At 70.5% G+C, this 18,573-nt stretch carries 15 protein-coding genes and 2 pseudogenes; 8 read left to right on the plus strand and 9 right to left on the minus strand.

Annotated features, from left to right (window positions below; genetic code table 11):
* Positions 1-116: 116 nt before the first annotated feature.
* Positions 117-1,004, plus strand: coding sequence for a universal stress protein (locus ACZ7EG_RS38395; protein ID WP_471089217.1), 888 nt, complete (start codon positions 117-119; stop codon positions 1,002-1,004).
* 4 nt (positions 1,005-1,008) lie between these two features.
* On the opposite strand, the gene ACZ7EG_RS38400 is transcribed toward ACZ7EG_RS38395, so the two are convergent.
* Positions 1,009-2,034 (minus strand): 6-phosphofructokinase, encoded by a 1,026-nt coding sequence (locus ACZ7EG_RS38400; protein ID WP_471089219.1) that lies wholly within the window; start codon positions 2,032-2,034, stop codon positions 1,009-1,011.
* A gap of 273 nt (positions 2,035-2,307) precedes the next feature.
* Here ACZ7EG_RS38400 and ppk2 point away from each other — a divergent pair, with 273 nt between their 5' ends.
* Positions 2,308-3,111: a polyphosphate kinase 2 gene (ppk2, locus tag ACZ7EG_RS38405; protein WP_471089221.1), complete on the plus strand. Its 804-nt coding sequence runs from the start codon at positions 2,308-2,310 to the stop codon at positions 3,109-3,111.
* A gap of 571 nt (positions 3,112-3,682) precedes the next feature.
* Positions 3,683-4,738: pseudogene (locus tag ACZ7EG_RS38410) on the plus strand (extracellular catalytic domain type 1 short-chain-length polyhydroxyalkanoate depolymerase); the annotation flags it as partial.
* Between the two features lie 104 nt (positions 4,739-4,842).
* Here ACZ7EG_RS38410 and ACZ7EG_RS38415 read toward each other — a convergent pair.
* The 3 genes from ACZ7EG_RS38415 to ACZ7EG_RS38425 all read right to left on the minus strand — a co-directional run bounded on the left by ACZ7EG_RS38415 (position 4,843) and on the right by ACZ7EG_RS38425 (position 8,639).
* The gene (locus ACZ7EG_RS38415) at positions 4,843-5,718 is read right to left on the minus strand and encodes a geranyl diphosphate 2-C-methyltransferase (protein WP_471089223.1); all 876 of its coding nucleotides are present in this window, start codon (positions 5,716-5,718) and stop codon (positions 4,843-4,845) included.
* Between the two features lie 15 nt (positions 5,719-5,733).
* Entirely contained in the window at positions 5,734-7,143 is a 1,410-nt protein-coding gene (locus tag ACZ7EG_RS38420; RefSeq protein WP_471089225.1) for a family 2 encapsulin nanocompartment cargo protein terpene cyclase, read from the minus strand.
* A gap of 80 nt (positions 7,144-7,223) precedes the next feature.
* Positions 7,224-8,639: a family 2B encapsulin nanocompartment shell protein gene (locus tag ACZ7EG_RS38425; RefSeq protein ID WP_471089227.1), complete on the minus strand. Its 1,416-nt coding sequence runs from the start codon at positions 8,637-8,639 to the stop codon at positions 7,224-7,226.
* Positions 8,640-9,174: 535 nt separating this feature from the next.
* Between ACZ7EG_RS38425 and ACZ7EG_RS38430 the strand changes: the two genes are divergently transcribed.
* Positions 9,175-9,708, plus strand: coding sequence for a DEAD/DEAH box helicase family protein (locus ACZ7EG_RS38430; RefSeq protein WP_471089229.1), 534 nt, complete (start codon positions 9,175-9,177; stop codon positions 9,706-9,708).
* A gap of 601 nt (positions 9,709-10,309) precedes the next feature.
* On the opposite strand, the pseudogene ACZ7EG_RS38435 reads toward ACZ7EG_RS38430, so the two are convergent.
* Positions 10,310-10,753, minus strand: a pseudogene (locus tag ACZ7EG_RS38435) (ATP-binding protein); the annotation flags it as partial.
* Between the two features lie 172 nt (positions 10,754-10,925).
* Between ACZ7EG_RS38435 and ACZ7EG_RS38440 the strand changes: the two are divergent.
* On the plus strand, positions 10,926-11,291 hold the full coding sequence (locus ACZ7EG_RS38440; protein WP_471089231.1) for an STAS domain-containing protein: 366 nt from the start codon (positions 10,926-10,928) through the stop codon (positions 11,289-11,291).
* 80 nt (positions 11,292-11,371) lie between these two features.
* Here the strand turns inward: ACZ7EG_RS38440 and ACZ7EG_RS38445 are convergent, their stop codons facing one another.
* A complete protein-coding gene (locus ACZ7EG_RS38445; RefSeq protein WP_471089233.1) occupies positions 11,372-12,154 on the minus strand; it encodes a TSUP family transporter in 783 nt (260 codons plus the stop codon).
* 245 nt (positions 12,155-12,399) lie between these two features.
* On the opposite strand from ACZ7EG_RS38445, the gene ACZ7EG_RS38450 reads away from it, so the two are divergent.
* On the plus strand, positions 12,400-13,551 hold the full coding sequence (locus tag ACZ7EG_RS38450) for a S1 family peptidase (RefSeq protein ID WP_471089235.1): 1,152 nt from the start codon (positions 12,400-12,402) through the stop codon (positions 13,549-13,551).
* A gap of 90 nt (positions 13,552-13,641) precedes the next feature.
* Here the strand turns inward: ACZ7EG_RS38450 and ACZ7EG_RS38455 are convergent, their stop codons facing one another.
* The 3 genes from ACZ7EG_RS38455 to ACZ7EG_RS38465 are packed head-to-tail and all read right to left on the minus strand — an operon-like array spanning position 13,642 to position 16,268.
* Positions 13,642-14,799: an acetyl-CoA C-acetyltransferase gene (locus tag ACZ7EG_RS38455; protein ID WP_471089237.1), complete on the minus strand. Its 1,158-nt coding sequence runs from the start codon at positions 14,797-14,799 to the stop codon at positions 13,642-13,644.
* 38 nt (positions 14,800-14,837) lie between these two features.
* On the minus strand, positions 14,838-15,464 hold the full coding sequence (locus tag ACZ7EG_RS38460; protein ID WP_471089239.1) for a TetR/AcrR family transcriptional regulator: 627 nt from the start codon (positions 15,462-15,464) through the stop codon (positions 14,838-14,840).
* Between the two features lie 15 nt (positions 15,465-15,479).
* The gene (locus tag ACZ7EG_RS38465; protein WP_471089241.1) at positions 15,480-16,268 is read right to left on the minus strand and encodes an SDR family oxidoreductase; all 789 of its coding nucleotides are present in this window, start codon (positions 16,266-16,268) and stop codon (positions 15,480-15,482) included.
* A gap of 133 nt (positions 16,269-16,401) precedes the next feature.
* Here ACZ7EG_RS38465 and ACZ7EG_RS38470 point away from each other — a divergent pair, with 133 nt between their 5' ends.
* Both ACZ7EG_RS38470 and ACZ7EG_RS38475 read left to right on the plus strand, forming a co-directional pair.
* Entirely contained in the window at positions 16,402-17,259 is an 858-nt protein-coding gene (locus ACZ7EG_RS38470; RefSeq protein ID WP_471089243.1) for an enoyl-CoA hydratase, read from the plus strand.
* Complete coding sequence (locus tag ACZ7EG_RS38475) at positions 17,259-18,572, plus strand: acyl-CoA dehydrogenase family protein (protein WP_471089245.1); 1,314 nt, start codon at positions 17,259-17,261, stop codon at positions 18,570-18,572. The genes ACZ7EG_RS38470 and ACZ7EG_RS38475 overlap by 1 nt, the downstream gene beginning before the upstream one ends.
* The last annotated feature ends 1 nt before the right edge of the window (position 18,573 follow it).

Below are 18,573 nucleotides of genomic sequence, written 5' to 3' on the forward strand. Positions count from 1 at the left end.
AGCGCCTCGATCAGCCACACGTGCCCTTCCGGCCCGGGCGCAGGAGCCGTCCTGGCGTGGAACAGTGGAGGAGACACGGCGCCCTCGCGGGTGCGGGCCGGACGAAGGAGGCCGGGATGCGTCCCCCTGTTCTGGCGGGCATCGACGGATCCGAGTGGGCGGCGGCAGCGGCCGAGTGGGCGGCGCGGGAGGCCGTTCTGCGCGGTGTTCCGCTACGGCTGCTGCAGGTGGCTCCGCGGCTCTCCGGGCCCTCTGTTCCGGGCCCGGCGATGGAACGCCTGCATCTGATGGGCGCCCAGGTGGTTCAGCGGACGGTCGAGGACGTCTCCGCCCGCTATCCGGACCTCGAAGTGACGGGCGAGCAGGCGGACGAGCCTCCCACCGTCGCTCTCCTCGGCGCGGCACGCGATGCCGGACTGCTCGTCGTGGGTACGCGCGGAACAGGCGGTTTCCAGGATCTGGTGGTCGGCTCGGTCGCCCTGCGGATGGCGGCAGCGGCCCCCTGTCCCGTCGTGCTCGTCCCTCGCCCTGCCGGCAGCTTCGCCGACGGAACGGCTGCGTCTCGCGGCACCGGCGTCATCGTGCTGGGGTTCGACGCCCACCGGCCGGCCGGTGAAGCGGCCGACTTCGCGTTCAGGACCGCCGGCGCCCGCGCGGCCCGCCTGCGCGTGGTGCAGGCCTGGGTCCTTCCCGCGGAATCGGTCTCCCCGCACACCTTCGTGGTGACCGAGGAAGACCGCGCCACCTGGGAAGACCAGGAGGTGCTGGGGCTCTCCGACGCGCTGCGCCCGTGGCAGGAGAAGTACCCGAGGGTGGCGGTGACCACCGATGTCATGCTGCTCCATGCCGCGGAAGCGCTCCGGAACGCCTCCCGGAGAGCGGACCTGCTCGTCGTGGGGCGCCGCACCGACCCGAGGGCCGCCGAGGGCCGGCTGGGCCCGGTCGCACATGCCGTGCTGCACCATGCCCGCTGTCCGGTCGCGGTCGTACCCCACGGAGACTGACGACTCAGCCGAAGAACACCTCGAACTCGTCGTACAACGACGGCTCCACCACCTTGTTCCTTGCCGTGGCGTCCGCCAGGGGTACCCGGACGATGCGTGTGCTCTCGAGAGCGACCATGCAGCCGAAGTCCCCGTCCTTGACGGCCTCGATCGCGTGCAGCCCGAAGCGGGTGGCCAGCCACCGGTCGAAGGCACTCGGGGTGCCACCGCGCTGGATGTGCCCCAGCACCGTGGTGCGGGCGTCCTTCTCGGTGCGTGCCGAGATCTCCTGGGCCAGCCATTCCCCGATGCCGGAGAGTCGTACATGACCGAACTCGTCCAGCGACTGATCCTTGAGGATCATCTGCCCTTCCTTGGGGACGGCGCCTTCGGCTACGACGACGATCGGCGCGTAGTTGATCTGGAACCGGCTCTTCACCTGCTCACAGACCTGTTCGATGTCGAAGGGCCGCTCCGGGATGAGGATCACGTTGGCGCCGCCGGCGATGCCGGCGTGCAGGGCGATCCAGCCGGAGTGCCGTCCCATCACCTCCACCACGAGGGCTCGCATGTGTGATTCGGCGGTGGTGTGGAGGCGGTCGATGGCCTCTGTCGCGATGCCGACGGCGGTGTCGAAGCCGAAGGTGTAGTCGGTTCCCGTGACGTCGTTGTCGATGGTCTTCGGCACGCCGACCAGCCTGATCCCCTGCCGGCTGAGCTCCGTGGCCGCCCCCAGAGTGTCCTCCCCGCCGATGACGACGAGCGCGCCCACATCGTGCGCGGCGAGGGTCTCCCGTACGCGTTGCAGCCCGTTCTCGTGCTTGAACGGGTTCGTGCGGGAGGATCCGAGGATGGTCCCGCCCCGGGGAAGGATCCCCCGAACGCTGGAGATGTCCAGGGGGACGACATCGTTCTTGAGCAGACCCAGCCAGCCGTCGCGCACCCCGACGAAGTCGAACGAATAGTCCTGGACGCCCTTGCGCACGACACTGCGGATCACGGCGTTGAGGCCGGGGCAGTCACCGCCACCGGTCAGCACTCCGACCTTCATGGATCTTCTCCCGTCCGCCGCACACGCTGCCCGTCGGCGGCCCTCACGACGGCCGTGGCGCGCCGGGGCAAGGAACCGCCGCCTTGCCTACAGCGTCCCTCGGTTCCGTCCACGATGGCCACTCGAAGGACGCCCGGAGTGCCCTGTCCGACGCGCCGCGGGCGGCCGGCTCGACCTCGCGCACTCACCTCTGCCGTCCGCCGTGCGGGCGTGCCCGCCCGACAGTACGGTGCCTGCACGGCGTCCTGATGGACCCCCTGAGCGGGAGACGGCATGACGAACAGCAAGGCGGCGAGGCTGCCACGCAAGGTGTACGAGAAGGAACTTCTGCGTCTCCAGACGGAGTTGGTGAAGCTCCAGGAGTGGGTCCGGGCGGAGGGGGCCCGGCTGGTCGTCGTGTTCGAGGGGCGCGACGCAGCCGGCAAGGGCGGCACCATCAAACGGGTCTCCGAGCACCTCAACCCGCGGATCGCCCGGATCGCCGCGCTGCCGAAGCCCACCGAGCGGGAACGGACTCAGTGGTACTTCCAGCGGTACGTCGAGCACCTGCCGGCCGCCGGTGAGATCGTGCTGTTCGACCGGTCCTGGTACAACCGGGCCGGCGTCGAGCTTGTGATGGGCTTCTGCAGCGGGGAGGAGTACCAGCTCTTCCTGCGGCAGTGCCCGATCTTCGAGCGGATGCTGGTGGAGGACGGCGTCCTGCTGCGCAAGTACTGGTTCTCGGTCAGCGACACCGAGCAGCAGGAGCGCTTCCGCAAGCGCCTGGAGGACCCGCTGCGCCGCTGGAAGCTGTCGCCGATGGACCTGGAGTCGATCACCCATTGGGAGGCGTACTCGCGCGCCAAGGACGCGATGATGGTGCACACCGACATCTCCGAGGCGCCGTGGTACGTCGTCGAGAGCGACGACAAGCGCCGGGCCCGGCTGAACATGATCGCCCACCTGCTGGATTCCGTGCCCTACCACGAGGCGCCCCCGCCGGTGCTGGAGCTGCCCGTCCGACCGCCCTCGACCGGCTACCAGCGCCCGCCGCGCGATCTGCAGACCTACGTTCCCGACCATGCTGCGGGGCTGTGAGCGTCTGCGTCGCAGTCCTCCACGTTTCGTGCGGCCGTTGACACCGTCGAGGTCGTTCACCCGTCGGGGAACAGGGCCGGCTCGCTTCCCACTGCCGGCCGCACGCCCCCTGGCCGTGTACCAGGACGTCTTGATGCCGCGGAGTCGCGGTGTGGCGGGGGGCGTGCTGTTCTGAGGCCGTACGCAGGGAGTGCACCGATGCGGCCCTGGTCGCTGGTCTGGGCGACCGGCAGCAGGACGTCCAGGGTGCCGTGGAAGGTGATCAACGGTTTGCCGATGCGGCCGGTCAGAGCGACTCTCTACCGGACGCAGGCCGGATCGCTCGTGCCCCTCAAGGACCTGGCGTGTGGGCTCCTGCCATACACGACCCTGATGTACGGGGAAATGTCGCGTCGTCACACAGGATCTCGCCACTCGTGGCTGTCCCACCCATGCCGACGCCGAGACGCGAACCCCGATGCTGACTCCTCACCCGGTCGCCGCTCACCGGTCCTGCCGGTACCGGCGAGCCCCCCAGCATCAGGAGGCAGTCGTCATGGGACAGTCGCGTCCTGCGTTCCGTTTCTCGCGGATGCTCGCCGGAAGCATTCGCCGTTGGGTCACCGCAGCCGGGGCTCTCGTCCTGGCCGGCGGCCTGCTCGCCGTCAGCCCGCAAGCGCCCGCCGCGGCGCTGGTCCAGGTCACCGCGTTCGGCAGCAACCCGGGCAACCTGTCGATGTACACCTACACGCCCGACGCGCTGCCCGCCGGCGCCCCGCTGGTCGTCGCCCTGCACGGCTGCACGCAGAACGCGAACGACTACTACGCGCACTCCGGCTGGCCCAAGTTCGCCGACAGCTATGGTTTCGCGCTGGTCCTCCCCCAGACGAGCAGCTCCAACAACGCCAACTCCTGTTTCAACTGGTTCGAGCCGGGCGACAGCGGACGCGGTCGGGGTGAGGCCTTGTCGATCAAGCAGATGGTGGACAAGGCCGTCTCGCTGTACGGCGGCGACACCCGGCGCATCTACATCACGGGCCTGTCCGCGGGTGGCGCCATGACGGCGAACATGCTGGCCGCCTACCCCGACGTCTTCGCGGGCGGGGCCATCGACTCCGGCCTGCCCGCCCGTTGCGCGAGCAACGTGATCACGGCCTACACCTGTATGTACAGCCCGCCGGACAAGAGCCCGGCCCAGTGGGGGGACCTGGTGCGTTCCGCCGCTCCGGCCGGCACGACCTCCTGGCCGCGCGTGGCGATCTGGCAGGGCACCGCCGACACCACCGTGAAGCCCGCCAACTCTGCCGAGTTGCGCGACCAGTGGACGAACGTGTGGGGCATGAGCCAGACCCCGTCCCGTACCGAGACCCTCGGCGGGGGTACCACGCTGACCGTGTTCGACGACGCCTTTGGCCGATCCGCCGTCGAGGTGTACTCCGTACCCGGCATGGGGCACGGGCTGGCCGTCGACCCGGGCAGCAGCGTCGAACAGTGCGGCAGCGCCGGTGTCCACTACCTCGACACCATCTGCTCCAGCTACCACACCGCCCGCTTCTGGGGGCTCGACGGTGACGAGGACGCCGACACCCTGCACGCTCCCACCGGGCTGACCGTCGCGGGGACCACCGATACCACCGTCTCCCTGAGCTAGAAGGCGGTGGTCGGGAGGTCCTGTTCGTTCGGGCGACTTCTGGGCGCACGCCTCGCGGCACCGGGGCCCGTACGGACGGCCCCGGCCCCGCGAGGTCGGGCTCATACGCGGTCGGCAGCGATCAGGACGTACTGGAAGGAGCCGTCCCGGTAGGACTCGATGAACGCCTTCTCGATCCCGGTGACCAGCGAGGACGTGGCCCGCAGCTCCCAGTAGGGCAGTGTGTCCGGGGTGAGGTCGACGATGGTCTGGGGCACGAGCCGGTTGTCGGCCATGGCGCGCAGATACTCGCGGCGGGAGTGGATGTTGCACTCGAAATGGGCGTTGATCTGGGAGACCCACTTCGACGGCTGGCCGTAACGAGGGTTCCAGCAGCCGGTGATCGTCACGTACCGGCCACCCACCTTGAGGAAGCGGGAGTGCTCGGCGAACAGGTCGTGCAGGTCGACGTACATCGTCGACTCGTTGTTCCACGAGGCGGTGACACTGCCCTTGTCGAAGGGCGTGTCGAGCATGTTGCACACGCGGGAGCGGACGTGGTCCTCGATCCGCAGTTCTCGTGCGCGCCTGTTGCCGAAGTCGGCCTGGGTGGCGGACAGGGTGACGCCCTCCACCTTGCAGCCGAAGCGGCGGTGGGCCATGACCATGGACCCGCCGCGCCCGCAGCCGGCGTCCACGAGGGTGTCGCCGGGCCCGACCGGGCCGAGGTGGTCCAGGAGGAACTCCGCCTGTGCCGACTCCAGCCGATGCAGCTCCGCGATGAGCTTCTTCTCGTGCTCGCTGTGGGCCGGGTCGCCGAGCGCGGCGTGATCCACGGCGCCGATGCCGTAGTGGTGGTGGTAGAGCCCGTCCACGTCACCGAGACGGAGGTTGACCGGCCGCGCCTCGTTGTTCCAGTAGCGGGCGATGTCCCCCTGGTACGGCGTCGCCGGGGCCGGGATCTTCGCGGAGAGGGGGGAGGTCGTTTCAGTGGTCACAGAGAGGTCCGTTCCTTACCAGAAGTCGGGCAGGCTGTAGCGGTAGGTGTTGGTGCGGTGCCAGTCGTGGTTGCCGTCGACCCACGCGGCCACGCCTTTGAGGAAGCGCAGCACGGGGGGCAGGGGGCAGGCATCCGCGAGCTCGGCCGCGGCGGCCTCGAAGGCGTGCTGGAGTTCGTTGTGGATCTCGACGGCCTTGAGATAGGCGTCGCGTGCGCAGAGCTGCTCGCGTTCCGCGATCACCACCGGCAGGTTCAGGTGGCGGCCGGGGCTGTTGAGTTCCTTCGTGTACGAGTAGAGGTCGTTGACGATGGTGGTCGCGTTGCCGGCGAGGGCGATGACCCGCTGCATGTCCGGCCGGGCATGCAGGTCCGCGGGCAGTTCGTAGCCGCCGACGGTGTCGGTGATCGTGGGGCAGGGGCGGAAGTTGTTGAACTGGCGCATCGCCAGGTACTCCCACACCTCCGGGACGTGATCGGCCTGTGCCCAGGCTGCTTCGGCGAGGTAGCCCATGTGCAGCCGGGCCATGTCGTGCCGGTAGCGGTCGGCCTGGGAGTCCGTGGCCGCGCGGACGAAGTAGTCCATCGCGCTGCGGTACGCCCGGCGCGGTGCGTCCGAGGTGAGCGACTCCTGCCACGCCGGCGTGTACTCCGCGGTGGTGTGGAAGTGGTCGAGTGCGGTGTGCGCAAGCAGGAGGCGCCCGCCGAGTCCGACGGGGGACCCTCCGTGGTCCTCGCAGTAGCAGTCGTCCACCGCGTTCTCCGCGACCATCAGCCGCGTGGCGAACATCAGGTGGTCGACCGTCGGCGCGTCGGGATGACAGGCGACCATGTACCGGCCGACGGAGAAGCCGTCGAACTGCCCCTCCCACTCCTCGGGGTAGAGCTGCACCTCATCCTCGGCCCAGGCCTTGATCCGGCGGCTCACCTCCTCGACCCTTACGGGGTCCGGCTCCGGGACGGGGTGGTGGTAGAGGCCGGGCACGGCTCTCCCCGCGGCGGGCTCGGCGGGGGCCGGGGGCACCGGATCCGGGAGTAACGGTGTGTACCTGCTCGCCAAGAAGAGCGAGCTCGTGCCCGGTCCGGTCGGTCCGCGCAGGATCCGCTGGAGGGCGGATTCGGCCGCGGCCGCGTCGGGCGTGGCCGGTACGGCGGATCCGACCGCGGTCGCCCCGGGCGTGGCCGGTACCGCGGATCCGACGGCGGCTGTGTCGGGCGCGCCCGAGACGGTGGAGGTGGCCGTCGAGGGCGGTGGCGTCGGCGGGCCGGGGATCGTGACCGGCGGATGCAGTGCGGCCAGAAAGTGCCGGGCGGTCGGCGTGATCCGACGGTCGACGGCCGACGGGGCGGTGGCGTCCGGCAAGGCGGTGGACGATGTCGGCCGTTGCTCAAGAGGGGATGTTCCGAGGGGCCCGGAGTCGGGCATCGGCGGCTCCTTGCTGCGGTGGGGTGGACGCTCCGTGGCACGTGGGGGCGACAGGCGTGCCCCTGCCGCGGATCAGGGCTTCAGCGCGGCCTGGGCGCGATCTGCACGTTCTCCATCACTCCGAGAGCGTCGGGCAGGAGCACCGCGGCGGAGTAGTAGGTGCTGACGAGGTAGGAGATGATCGCCTGTTCGTTGATGCCCATGAACCGCACGGAGAGCCCCGGTTCGTACTCGTCCGGCAGTCCGGTCTGCCACAGGCCGATGACGCCCTGGTTCTTCTCGCCGGTGCGCATCGCGATGATGGAACTGGTCTGTTCCTTGCTGATCGGGATCTTGTTGCAGGGCAGAATGGGGACACCGCGCCAGGCGGGGACGGATTGCCCGCCGAGGTCGACATGGTCGGGGTAGAGGCCGCAGGCGTTGAAGCCGCGTCCGATGGCGGCGATGGTCCTGGGGTGGGCGAGGAACATCTTGGTGCCGCGCCGGCGGCAGAGCAGATCGTCCATGTCGTCGGGGGTCGGCGGGCCGGAGCGGGGCTGGATGCGCTGCTTGAAGTCGGCGTTGTGCAGGAGCCCGAAGTCGCGGTTGTTGATCAGCTCGTGTTCCTGGCGCTCGCGCAAGGCCTCCACGGTGAGCCTGAGTTGCTCCTCGCTCTGGTTCATCGGCCCGTTGTAGAGGTCGGCGACCCGGGTGTGGATCCTCAGGACGGTCTGTGCGACGGAGAGCTCGTACTCGCGCGGCTGCAGTTCGTAGTCGACGAAGGTGCTGGGCAGTTCGACTTCGCCGACGTGGCCGGCCGACAGGGCGATCTCGGCCTCGCCGTGCTTGTTCTGCCGCAGCCGCGTGCGGGAGCTGAACCGGTCGACGTGGGTCTGAAGGCTTGGGGCGGAGGCCAGGACTGCGCTGAAGTCGGCGCGGGTGAGGGTGAGGAGGGTGCCGGAGGTCTCGGCGGTGGTCGTGCAGTCGTGGCGGGCGTCGGAGTCCAGCAGGGCGCTCTCACCGAAGTGGTCGCCGTCCGCGAGCACCCCGAGGGCGATCTCTCCCCCGTACTTGCCTTCCGAGGTCTGGCCGACACGGCCGTGGGCGATCAGGTGGAGCCGGTCTGCGGGGCTGCCGCGTTCTGCGAGGACTTCGCCCGCCGCGAAGTCGCGTTGCGTGCATCGGCCGGCGAGGGCGGTGAGGACGTCCGTGTCCTCGAAGCCGCGCAGCAGGGCCAGTTCCCCGAGCTCCCGGGGGATCACCCGGACCGTGGCGCCTTCCTGGACGAACTCGATGTGCCCGTCGCCGAGGGTGTGGCGCAACCGCCGGTTGACCCGGTAGGCGCCGCCGTCGGCCTCGACCCAGGGCAGCATCCGCAGCAGCCAGCGGGAGGTGATCTCCTGCATCTGCGGGGCGGACTTGGTGGTGGTGGCGAGGTTTCGGGCGGCGGCGGTACTCAGGGACTGCTGCGGCGGGTCGGACGGGGTCCGGGCTTCCGGGATGCTGTCGACGGTCATCGAGGGCAGGTGCTCCTTGCACGACGGGTCGTCCGGTGCACACGGGTGCGCCGACCGGGAGACAGGGAGACAGGGAGACAGGGAGGAGTGGGCAACGGGCGGGAAGGATCACGGAAATCCGTCCACCTGCAGAAAGCTAGCCGCTGAGGGGGCCGCATCCACCAGCGAGGCGAGAGGCTTACCTCGAAGCAGTGACAATCACTTGAATGCGGTTTATCGGTCCGTTACCTGTCATTGCCCGGTACCGCTCGGGATGTTCATGGCGTTGTGGGAAGCCGAACCGTGACGAGGAGGCCGCCGGCGGGGCGGGCGAACACCAGCAGGACACACATGGCAGGGCCGCGGCCAGTGCGCAGGTACGCACCAGGGGGTAGCGGTCGGGCGAGGTGCCCAGAAGACCTTGTCGCAGACGGAGGATCGTTGCAGTGGCGTATCCGCTTTTCGAGATGTCGGCGATACCACCCTGGCAGGAAGGCACACCTCCCCGAGCGACCGGATCCGCTGTCGCTGCCGGCGGGGCGCTAGTGTCGGAGTCGTGATCGTATGGCTCAACGGCACTCATGGCGCAGGCAAGACGACGACCAGTGCGCTCGTGCAGAAGCTGATTCCGGATTCACGGGTGTTCGACGCCGAGAAGGTCGGCGAGACACTCATGGACATCACCCCGGCGCTGCCCGGGCCCGGCACGGAGAACTTCCAGCACTGGCCGCCGTGGCGGCCACTCGTCGTCGAGACGGCCCGCCGCGTACTCGACTACACCGGAGGCACGCTGGTGATCCCCATGACCGTCCTGGTCGAGCAGTACTGGCGGGAGATCAGCGCCGGGCTCGCCCAACACTCCATCGAGGTACGGCACTTCGTCCTCCACGCCGACCAGGACACTCTCCGGGTGCGCATCGAGGGGGAACATGCCGTCCCCTCCCCGTTCCGTCTCCGATACCTTGCGCCCTACGCCGAGGCGGCCCGCACGTGGCTGCACAGCGCGGCCGAGGTCGTCGACACCACGCACCTCACGCCCTCCCAGGCCGCTCTGCGCATCGCAGAGGCCGTCGGGGCACGACGCCCCTGATCGGTCGGCACTGCTCCTCGGTGGCCTGCGTCGCCATGATGCGCGCTCGGATCCTGCCGATGCTGCTCGTGCTCTGCGGCTCAGTCACCGCGACCGGACTGGTCTTCGCGGGGTTCGACGGTCTCCGGGGCCGTAGGCGGCGAATCGACGGCCAGGACTGACAGGCCGTGTTCCTGCGGCCACCCGGGTCGCCAGCGGCTGAGCCACTCGGTGAAGTCCTCTCGCAGGAAGGGCAGGAGCGGATCCCCGGCAGAACCGGCACCGGACGGTCAGACCACGACCGCGCACCACTCGATGGTCGGTCCACGGCCCTGTGCGCGTCCGGCCTCGGCGGCCGGGCGGCGTGTGGACGTCCAGCGCATTGGGTGCCGTCAGGGTCGCGGGCCGTTTCGATGGCGCCGGGCCGGCCTCGTCAGGCCTCTCCGGCCGGTGCACTGCCCGGAAGGTGCCGCTGGGGCGAGTTGTCCAGAGGCATGGTGGCCAGCCGCGGAGACGCCGCTGCGTCGTGCCCCGTGCGAGGCGGGCGCAGATCCGGATCGATGCGCCCCGTGGGGGCCGTCGTCACGGCAGGCTCGGAGCCGGAGGCACCGGAGGCACCGGAGGGCTCGGTCAGGGCGATAAGGGCCGTGATGCGCTTGCCGACCGCCTCCCGATCGACGGACAACCCCTCCGATACAGCCTTGACGATCTCCAGGCCGTGACCGCCGATCCTGCCTGGATCCGCGGCCCGGGCCGCCGGGACCTCGGGATCGCTGTCCCATACGACCACTTCCACGGCGTCGGCGGTCAGCCCCAGCTCCACCAGGACCGGGCCCGGAGCGTACTTGCAGGCGTTGGTGACCAGCTCGCTGACCACGAGCTGGGTGAGGTCCCTCGCGCGCGCCGTCACCGGCAGGCCGTACTCCTCGCCCGCCTGGTCGAGGAAGGCGGCCGCGTGCTGGCGTGCGTCTGCGATGCAGCCGTCGTCGCCGCCCAGGGCGAAGCCGACGCGCACCAAGTGTTCGTCGCGTGCTGTACAGCCGACACGGTCGGTATCATCTTCCACTGGCCTCGCCCTCACTCCCCCGTTTCGCGCGCGACTACCCCCCTTGTCGGCTTGCATGCCGCTCGGGTGATGTTCGAAACAATCCCGTGGGTGCATCCGGGCGGTCCGTGGGGCAGAATCATCCGCGCACGTCCTGAACCGGTGACAAGCCTAAATCGCAGTCGAGGAGATCGTGGCCCACATCGAACCAGCGGACCGGCCAGAACGGCTCTCCGTCGAACACCGCATGGTCGAGGGCATCCGTGTCGTGACACTGCGGGGCGAAATCGACCACGACGTCCAGGATGTGCTGCGGCAGGCCCTGCAGGCCGAGGGCGGGGCGGTGCCGCCGCGGATAATCGCCGATCTCAACGCGGTGACGTTCATGGACTCCAGCGGCATCAACGTCTTCGTCGCGGCCTACCAGCAATTGAGCGACGCGGACGGTTGGGTGCGCATTGCGGGAGCCCAGGACTCCGTGTTGCGCGTCCTGCAACTGGTCGGCGTCGACACGCTCATCCCCTGCCACCCCACGACGGAGCAAGCCCTGACCGCCTGACCGCCGCCTGTGGACGGCCCGCCGGGGAGCACGGCGGAAGGTGGGGCGCTGCACGGCCGTGCCCAGCTGCCGGCCGCGGTTCAGGTGAGTGCCTGCGCTGCGTAGAGTGCGCCGATCGTGGCGGCGAGGGTGCCCAGCAGGAGGCGGAGAAATCCTTCCGGCAGCCGGGGTTGGAGGCGGGCCCCCAGGTAGCCGCCGGTCAGCCCGCCCAGTCCGCAGGCCAGTCCGAGGAGCCAGTCGGGGGCGATGTCGTCGCCACCGGTGAGGGCGAGCAGTCCGTAGGTGCCGGCGCCGACCAGCGAGGTCAGGAAAGTGGAGGCGAGTGCGGCCGGGGCGACATGGGCGACGGGTATGCCCCGGCCGACCAGGATGGGCCCGAGAATGGAGCCGCCGCCGATGCCGTAGATTCCGCCGATCGTGCCGACGGCCAGCGCCAATGCGGTGATCGAGCGCGGCGAGGGCTCGGCCGGGGTGGGGGTGGTCGGTGCGCGGAGCGTGCGGCCGATCAGCCAGAGTCCCAGAGGGAGCAGCAGGGCGGCGACCAGCAGGCGGAACACGCCCGGTCCGGGAATGACGAAGACGCGGATGACGGCGCCGAGGACGACGCCGGGCAGCGTGCCTGCGATCAGGCGGCGGGTCAGCGGGCCGTAGAGGTTTCCGTCGCGCCGGTAGCGCAACAGCGGGCCGGGTCCGGCCACGACGTTGTAGAGCAGGTTCGTGGGGGTGACGGCGGGGCTGGGGACCCCGAGGACGCTGAGCTGGACCGGCAGCAGGAACACGGCGCCGGACACTCCGACCGGTGCGGTGACCAGCGCGATCAGGGCGCCTGTGGTGAAGGCGAGGAGCGATGCCGACCAGTCCAACCGTTTCCCGCCCTCTCCGAGCCTCCGTTCAGTATCAGGTGCGGCCGGGCGGCGGTGGTCGGCACCCCCCGACGTGATCGGCGGGACGCGCCGCGCCAGGGCACTGGCGCCACCTCACCGTGCGGTGGCCGAGGATAGGCCTAGACCCTTTCCTGATCCCGGGCTAGGCTCTGCCGGGCGTATCCGAGAGCGCTCTCAAGCTCTGCTGTTCCACCCCACCTGCTGGAACAACGAAGGGGCATCCCTTGAGACGCACCACAATCCTGCGCACCGGACTGTCCGCACTGCTCCTGCTCGGCACGTGGGCGACCGCGAGCGCCCTGCCGGCCTCCGCCGCGGACACTCCCGTGCGCTCCGCCCGGACCCCTGCCTCCCCCGGGCTCCTCTCCGCGATGCAGCGCGACTTGGGGCTGACCCGGGACGAGGCCGAAGCGCGCCTGGTCGCCGAGAAGAACGCGACGGACGTCGAACGCAAGGCACGCAAGGCCGCGGGCTCGGCCTACGGCGGCTCCTGGTTCGACGCCCACAGTGGCAGACTCACCGTCGCCGTCACCCGCGCCGCGCGGACCGACGCGGTACACGCGACCGGAGCGACCGTACGCCTCGTGCGATACGACGCACGGCGACTCGACGCGGCGAAGAAGGCCATCGACGCCCTGTCCGCCCCCGCCGGAGTCGCGAGTTGGCACGTGGATCCGAAGGCCAACAAGGTCGTCGTCAGCGTCGTCGAGGCGCACCGGGACGACAACGATGTCCGGGCCTTCCTCGCCCGAGCCCGCAAGTCCGGTCCCGTGGCGGTGCGGAAGACTCCTGCCGCACCGCGTACCTTCGCCGCCGGCACCGTGGGCGGCGACCCGTACTACACCGGCAACGTCCGTTGCTCCATCGGCTTCTCCGTGCACGGCGGCTTCGTCACCGCCGGGCACTGCGGCTCCCCGAGCGCGGCGGTGTACGGCTGGGACCGGTCGTACATCGGCAATTTCCAGGGGTCGTCGTTCCCGGGCAACGACTACGCCTGGGTGAACGTGGGCAGTGGCTGGTGGACCGTACCGGTGGTGCTGGGCTGGGGCACGATACCCGACCGGCTCGTCCGCGGCTCCGCCGAGGCACCGGTGGGTGCCTCCGTCTGCCGTTCCGGTTCCACCACGCACTGGCACTGCGGCACCGTGCTGGCGAAGAACGAGACGGTGAACTACAGCCAGGGCGCCGTCCATCAGATGACAAAGACGAGTGTCTGCGCCGAGCCGGGTGACTCCGGCGGCTCCTTCATCAGCGGTGACCAGGCCCAGGGCGTCACCTCGGGCGGCTGGGGCAACTGCGCCGGGGGCGGCGAGACTTGGCATCAGCCGGTCAACGAGATCCTCAACCGCTACGGGCTGAGGCTGCATACGGCCTGACCCTCCTCAGCACGCCGAGCGGGCCCCGGAACGCGACAGCCACCGGAGCCCGCTCGGACCGCCTCACGCCCTCCAGCGCCTGCCCCTCGGTCAAAGGCGTTCGATGATGGTCACGTTCGCCTGGCCGCCGCCCTCACACATCGTCTGCAGCCCGTAGCGGCCGCCGGTGCGTTCCAGCTCGTGCAGGAGGGTGGTCATCAGCCGGGTCCCGGTGGCGCCGAGCGGGTGGCCGAGGGCGATGGCGCCGCCGTTGGCGTTGACCTTCTCCGGGTCGGCGCCGGTCTCCTTCAGCCAGGCCAGCACCACCGAGGCGAAGGCCTCGTTGATCTCGACCAGGTCGATCTCGTCGAGCGTCATCCCGGACTTCTTCAGGGCGTACGCGGTGGCCGGGATCGGAGCGGTCAGCATGCGGATCGGGTCCTCGCCGCGAACGGAGAGGTGGTGGACGCGGGCCCTGGGGGTCAGGCCGTGCTCTTGCAGGGCCCGCTCCGACGCGATGAGCATGGCCGAGGCGCCGTCGGAGATCTGTGAGGAGAGGGCGGCCGTCAGCCGGCCGCCCTCCATCAGCGGCTGCAGTCCCGCCATCCTCTCCGGGCTGGTGTCGCGGCGCGGTCCCTCGTCGTGGGCCACGTCGCCGTACGCGACGGTCTCCCGGGCGAAGCGGCCCTCGTCGATGGCCCGGATCGCCCGCTGGTGGGAGCGGAACGCGAACTCCTCCATCGCCTCCCGCGAGATGTTCCATGTGCGGGCGATCTCCTCGGCGCCGAGGAACTGGTTGACCGGCCGGTCGCCGTAGCGGGCCCGCCAGCCCGCCGAGCCGGCGAAGGGGCCCTCGGTCAGGCCCAGCGGTGCGGCGGCCTGCCGGGTGGCGAAGGCGATGGGGATCTGTGACATGTTCTGCACGCCGCCGGCGACGACCAGGTCCTGGGTGCCGGAGAGGACACCCTGAGCGGCGAAGTGCAGTGCCTGCTGCGAGGAGCCGCACTGGCGGTCGACGGTCACACCGGGCACCTCTTCGGGCAGTCCGGCGGCCAGCCAGCAGGTGCGCGCTATGTCACCGGCCTGCGGGCCGACGGTGTCGAGGCAGCCGAACACCACGTCCTCGACGGCGGCCGGATCTACGCCGGAGCGCTCCATCAGCGCGGTCAGCACGTGGGCGCCCAGGTCGGCCGGGTGGACGGCGGACAGTCCGCCGCCCCGTCGACCGACCGGGGTGCGTACCGCTTCGACGATGTAGGCCTCGGCCATGACGTCTCCTTCTCTGTGTCTGCGAGCCGCAGGACTGCCTAGGAGTCGTGCAGTGCGATGCCCTCCAGCACCATCGACAGGTACTGGCGGGCGATCTCCTCGGGGCTGTGCCGGCCGCCGGGCCGGTACCAGGACGCGGCGACCCAGACCGTGTCGCGCACGAGGCGGTAGGTGAGCCGTACGTCCAGGTCGGGCCGGAAGACCTTGGCGGCCACTCCGCGCTCCAGCGTGCCCAGCCATGCCTTCTCGAACTTCTGCTGCGACTCGACGAGGTACGCGAAGTGCGGCTGGGTACCGAGGTGTCTGGACTCCTTCTGGTAGATGGCGACCGCGTCGAGGTGCCGGTCGATCTCCCGGAAGGACTCGGTCACAAGGGCCTCCAGGGTTTCCCTGGGGCCGAGCCCGGCGCCGAGCACGGCGTCGTACCGGGCCCAGAGCTCGTCCAGGAAGCCGGAGAGGATCTCGTCCAGCATCGACTCCTTGGAGTCGAAGTGGTAGTAGAGGCTGCCCGCAAGCATCCCCGCCGCGTCCGCGATCTTGCGGACGGTCGTGGCGTTGTAGCCCTGCGCGGCGAACACCCGGGCCGCGATGGCCAGGAGTTCCTCGCGCCGCTCGGGCGGGCTCACCGTGGACTTCTTGTGGTCGCTGTTGCTGCTTTTCGGCACGTGACCATTCTCGCCTCACGGGTGCTGGCTGCTGACCGACAGGACCTCGCCGGTCAGGTACGACGAGTAGCCGCTGGCCAGGAACACGATCACGTTGGCCACCTCCCACGGTTCGGCGCAGCGCCCGAAGGCCTCCCGGCGGGTCAGCTCCTCCAGCAGTTCGGGGGTGGTGACCTTGGCGAGGTGCGCGTGCATGGCCAGGCTCGGGGAGACGGCGTTCACCCGCACTCCGTAGGCGGCGGCCTCCACCGCGGCACAGCGGGTGAGGGCCATGACACCGGCCTTCGCGGCGGCGTAGTGGGCCTGGCCCTGCTGTGCGCGCCAGCCGATCACCGAGGCATTGTTGACGACGACGCCGCCGGCGCCCGCGGCTTTCATCCGGCGCAGTGCGGCGCGGGTGCAGCGGAAGGTGCCGCCCAGGGTGACGTCGAGGACCTTGCCCCATTGCTCGTCGGTCATGTCGACGACATCGGCGGTACCGCCGAGGCCCGCGTTGTTGACCACGATGTCCAGGCGTCCGTGCTGTTCCTCGGCGTGGTCGAACAGCGCGGTGACCTGGTCCTCGTCCGTGACGTCGCAGCGCAGTGCGGTGACGCGGTCGACGCCGAACTCGGCGGCCAGTCCCGCCTCGGACTCCTTCAGGCGCTGGACATGGGTGTCGGAGATCACGACCCGTGCGCCCTCCTCCAGCAGCCGGCGGGCGGTCGCGCCGCCGATCCCGGTGCCCGCGGCGGCGGTGACGACGGCCGTGCGGCCGGTGAGCAGGTGGTGGCCGGGCAGGTACGGCGGTGGGGCCGCGGTCATGGCCTACCTCCTTGGGCAGCGCGCCGCCGACGCCGCCGACGTCCGTCTCCTCGGCTGTGGCGCTGGGGCGACTCTCGACGGCCGATGCCCCGTACGTTAACCTACCAAACACTTGTTAGGGAAGGAGGAGGCGATGTCCACTGCCCGCACCGCGCCCCCGGACCCGGTCCGCTACGAGCGCCGCGGCGCCGTCGCCCTGGTGACGATGGACAGGCCCGAGTACCGCAACGCCCAGAACTCCGCGATGACCTACGCGCTGGACCGGGCCTTCTACCGCGCGGCGGACGACGACGGGGTGAAGGTCGTGGTCCTCGCCGGAGCGGGGAAGCACTTCTCCGCCGGACACGACATCGGCACCCCTGAGCGGGACGCGCACCTGCCGTTCGACCGCAAGGCGGGACTCTGGTGGGACCACTCGCAGAAGGCGGGGGCCGAGAGCCGCTTCGCCCGCGAGTCCGAGGTGTACCTGGGCATGTGCCGGCGCTGGCGCGAACTGCCCAAGCCGGTCATCGCCTCGGTGCAGGGCGCGTGCGTGGCGGGCGGGCTGATGCTGGCATGGGTGTGCGATCTGATCGTCGCCTCGGAGGACGCCTTCTTCGCCGACCCGGTGGTGCGCATGGGGATCCCGGGAGTCGAATACTTCGCCCACCCATGGGTGATGCCGCCGCGGATCGCCAAGGAGTTCCTCTACACCGGCGACCGGATGAGCGCGCGGCGCGCCTACGAGGTCGGCATGGTCAACCGGGTCGTGCCCCGCGAGGAGCTCACGCAGCGAACCCTGGAGCTGGCGGAGCGGATCGCGGCGATGCCCCGGATGGGGCTGGCACTGACGAAGCGTGCCGTCAACCAGGCCGAGGATCTCCAGGGCCTGCACGCGGGGCTGGACTCGGTCTTCGGGCTGCACCATCTCGCCCACGCCCACAACGCCGAGACCGGCGACGACGCGCTCGGCGGGATGGACGTGCGCGCGATGAAGGAGGCGCGCCGCTGATGGATCTCGACTTCACCGCCGCCGAGGACGCCTTCCGGGCAGAGGCGCGGGACTGGCTCGCCGCCCGTGTGCCGTCCGTCCCGCTGCCGTCACTGGAGACCGCCGAGGGGTTCGCCGCCCACCGGGAGTGGGAGGGCACGCTGTTCGCCGACCGCTGGTCGGTGGTCTCCTGGCCCGGGCAGTTCGGCGGCCGGGGTTCCTCCCTGCTGGAGTGGCTGATCTTCGAGGAGGAGTACTACCGGGCCGGCGCGCCCGGCCGGGTCTCCCAGAACGGCATCAACCTCCTGGCCCCCACGCTGTTCGAGCACGGCACCGACGAGCAGCGTGCGCGGGTCCTGCCGTCCATGGCGAGCGGTGAGGTGATCTGGGCGCAGGCCTGGTCCGAGCCGGAGGCGGGTTCTGATCTCGCCTCGCTGCGGTCCACCGCGGTGCGGACCGAGGGGGGCTGGCGCATCAGCGGCCGGAAGACGTGGTCGTCCCGGGCGGCCTTCGCCGACCGCGCGTTCGGACTGTTCCGCAGCGACCCGGACGCGGACCGGCCGCACCGGGGTCTGACGTACCTGATGTTCCCGCTGGACGCGCACGGGGTGACCGTACGGCCCATCGGGCGGCTGGACGGCAAGCCCGCCTTCGCCGAACTGTTCCTCGACGACGTCTTCGTGCCGGACGAGGACGTCATCGGGGAGCCGGGGCAGGGCTGGCGGGTCGCGATGAGCACCAGCGGCAACGAGCGAGGGCTGACCCTGCGCAGCCCGGGGCGGTTCACCGCCGCGGCCGACCGGCTGACCGCGCTGTGGCGCTCCACCGCCGAGCGCCCACACGGCCCCGACTCCGGCCCCGGCCGCGACGCCGGCTCAAGTCCCGCCTTCGACTCCGACCGCGACTTGGACTCCGACTCCGGCTCCAGTCCCGCCTTCGCCGCCGGCTCCGGCTCCGGCTCCGACTCCGGCTGCGGCTCCGACGCCCCCGCGCTGCGCGACCGGGTCGCCGACGCGGTCATCGGCGCGCGTGCCTACCAGTTGTTCACCTACGCCCACGCCTCACGCATCGCCGCCGGTGGATCGATCGGCGCCGAGGCCAGCCTCAACAAGGTTTTCTGGTCCGAGCTGGACATCGCCCTGCACGAGACCGCCCTCGATCTGCTCGGCCCCTGCGGCGAGTTGTCCGGCGAGTCCACGGAAGCGCCGTCACACGGCAGTTGGGCCGAGGGGTACACCTTCTCCCTGGCCGGGCCGATCTACGCCGGCACCAACGAGATCCAGCGCGACATCATCGCCGAGCGGCTGCTCGGCCTGCCGAAGGGACGCCGGTGAT

The organism is Streptomyces sp. NPDC037100 (assembly GCF_055606225.1).

Coding starts and splice junctions, on each gene's coding strand:
- ACZ7EG_RS38395 (WP_471089217.1), top strand. CDS start 117: ATGCGTCCCCCTGTTCTGGCGGGCATCGACGGATCCGAGTGGGCGGCG.
- ACZ7EG_RS38400 (WP_471089219.1), bottom strand. CDS start 2,034: ATGAAGGTCGGAGTGCTGACCGGTGGCGGTGACTGCCCCGGCCTCAAC.
- ppk2 (WP_471089221.1), top strand. CDS start 2,308: ATGACGAACAGCAAGGCGGCGAGGCTGCCACGCAAGGTGTACGAGAAG.
- ACZ7EG_RS38420 (WP_471089225.1), bottom strand. CDS start 7,143: ATGCCCGACTCCGGGCCCCTCGGAACATCCCCTCTTGAGCAACGGCCG.
- ACZ7EG_RS38425 (WP_471089227.1), bottom strand. CDS start 8,639: ATGACCGTCGACAGCATCCCGGAAGCCCGGACCCCGTCCGACCCGCCG.
- ACZ7EG_RS38455 (WP_471089237.1), bottom strand. CDS start 14,799: ATGGCCGAGGCCTACATCGTCGAAGCGGTACGCACCCCGGTCGGTCGA.
- ACZ7EG_RS38465 (WP_471089241.1), bottom strand. CDS start 16,268: ATGACCGCGGCCCCACCGCCGTACCTGCCCGGCCACCACCTGCTCACC.
- ACZ7EG_RS38470 (WP_471089243.1), top strand. CDS start 16,402: ATGTCCACTGCCCGCACCGCGCCCCCGGACCCGGTCCGCTACGAGCGC.
- ACZ7EG_RS38475 (WP_471089245.1), top strand. CDS start 17,259: ATGGATCTCGACTTCACCGCCGCCGAGGACGCCTTCCGGGCAGAGGCG.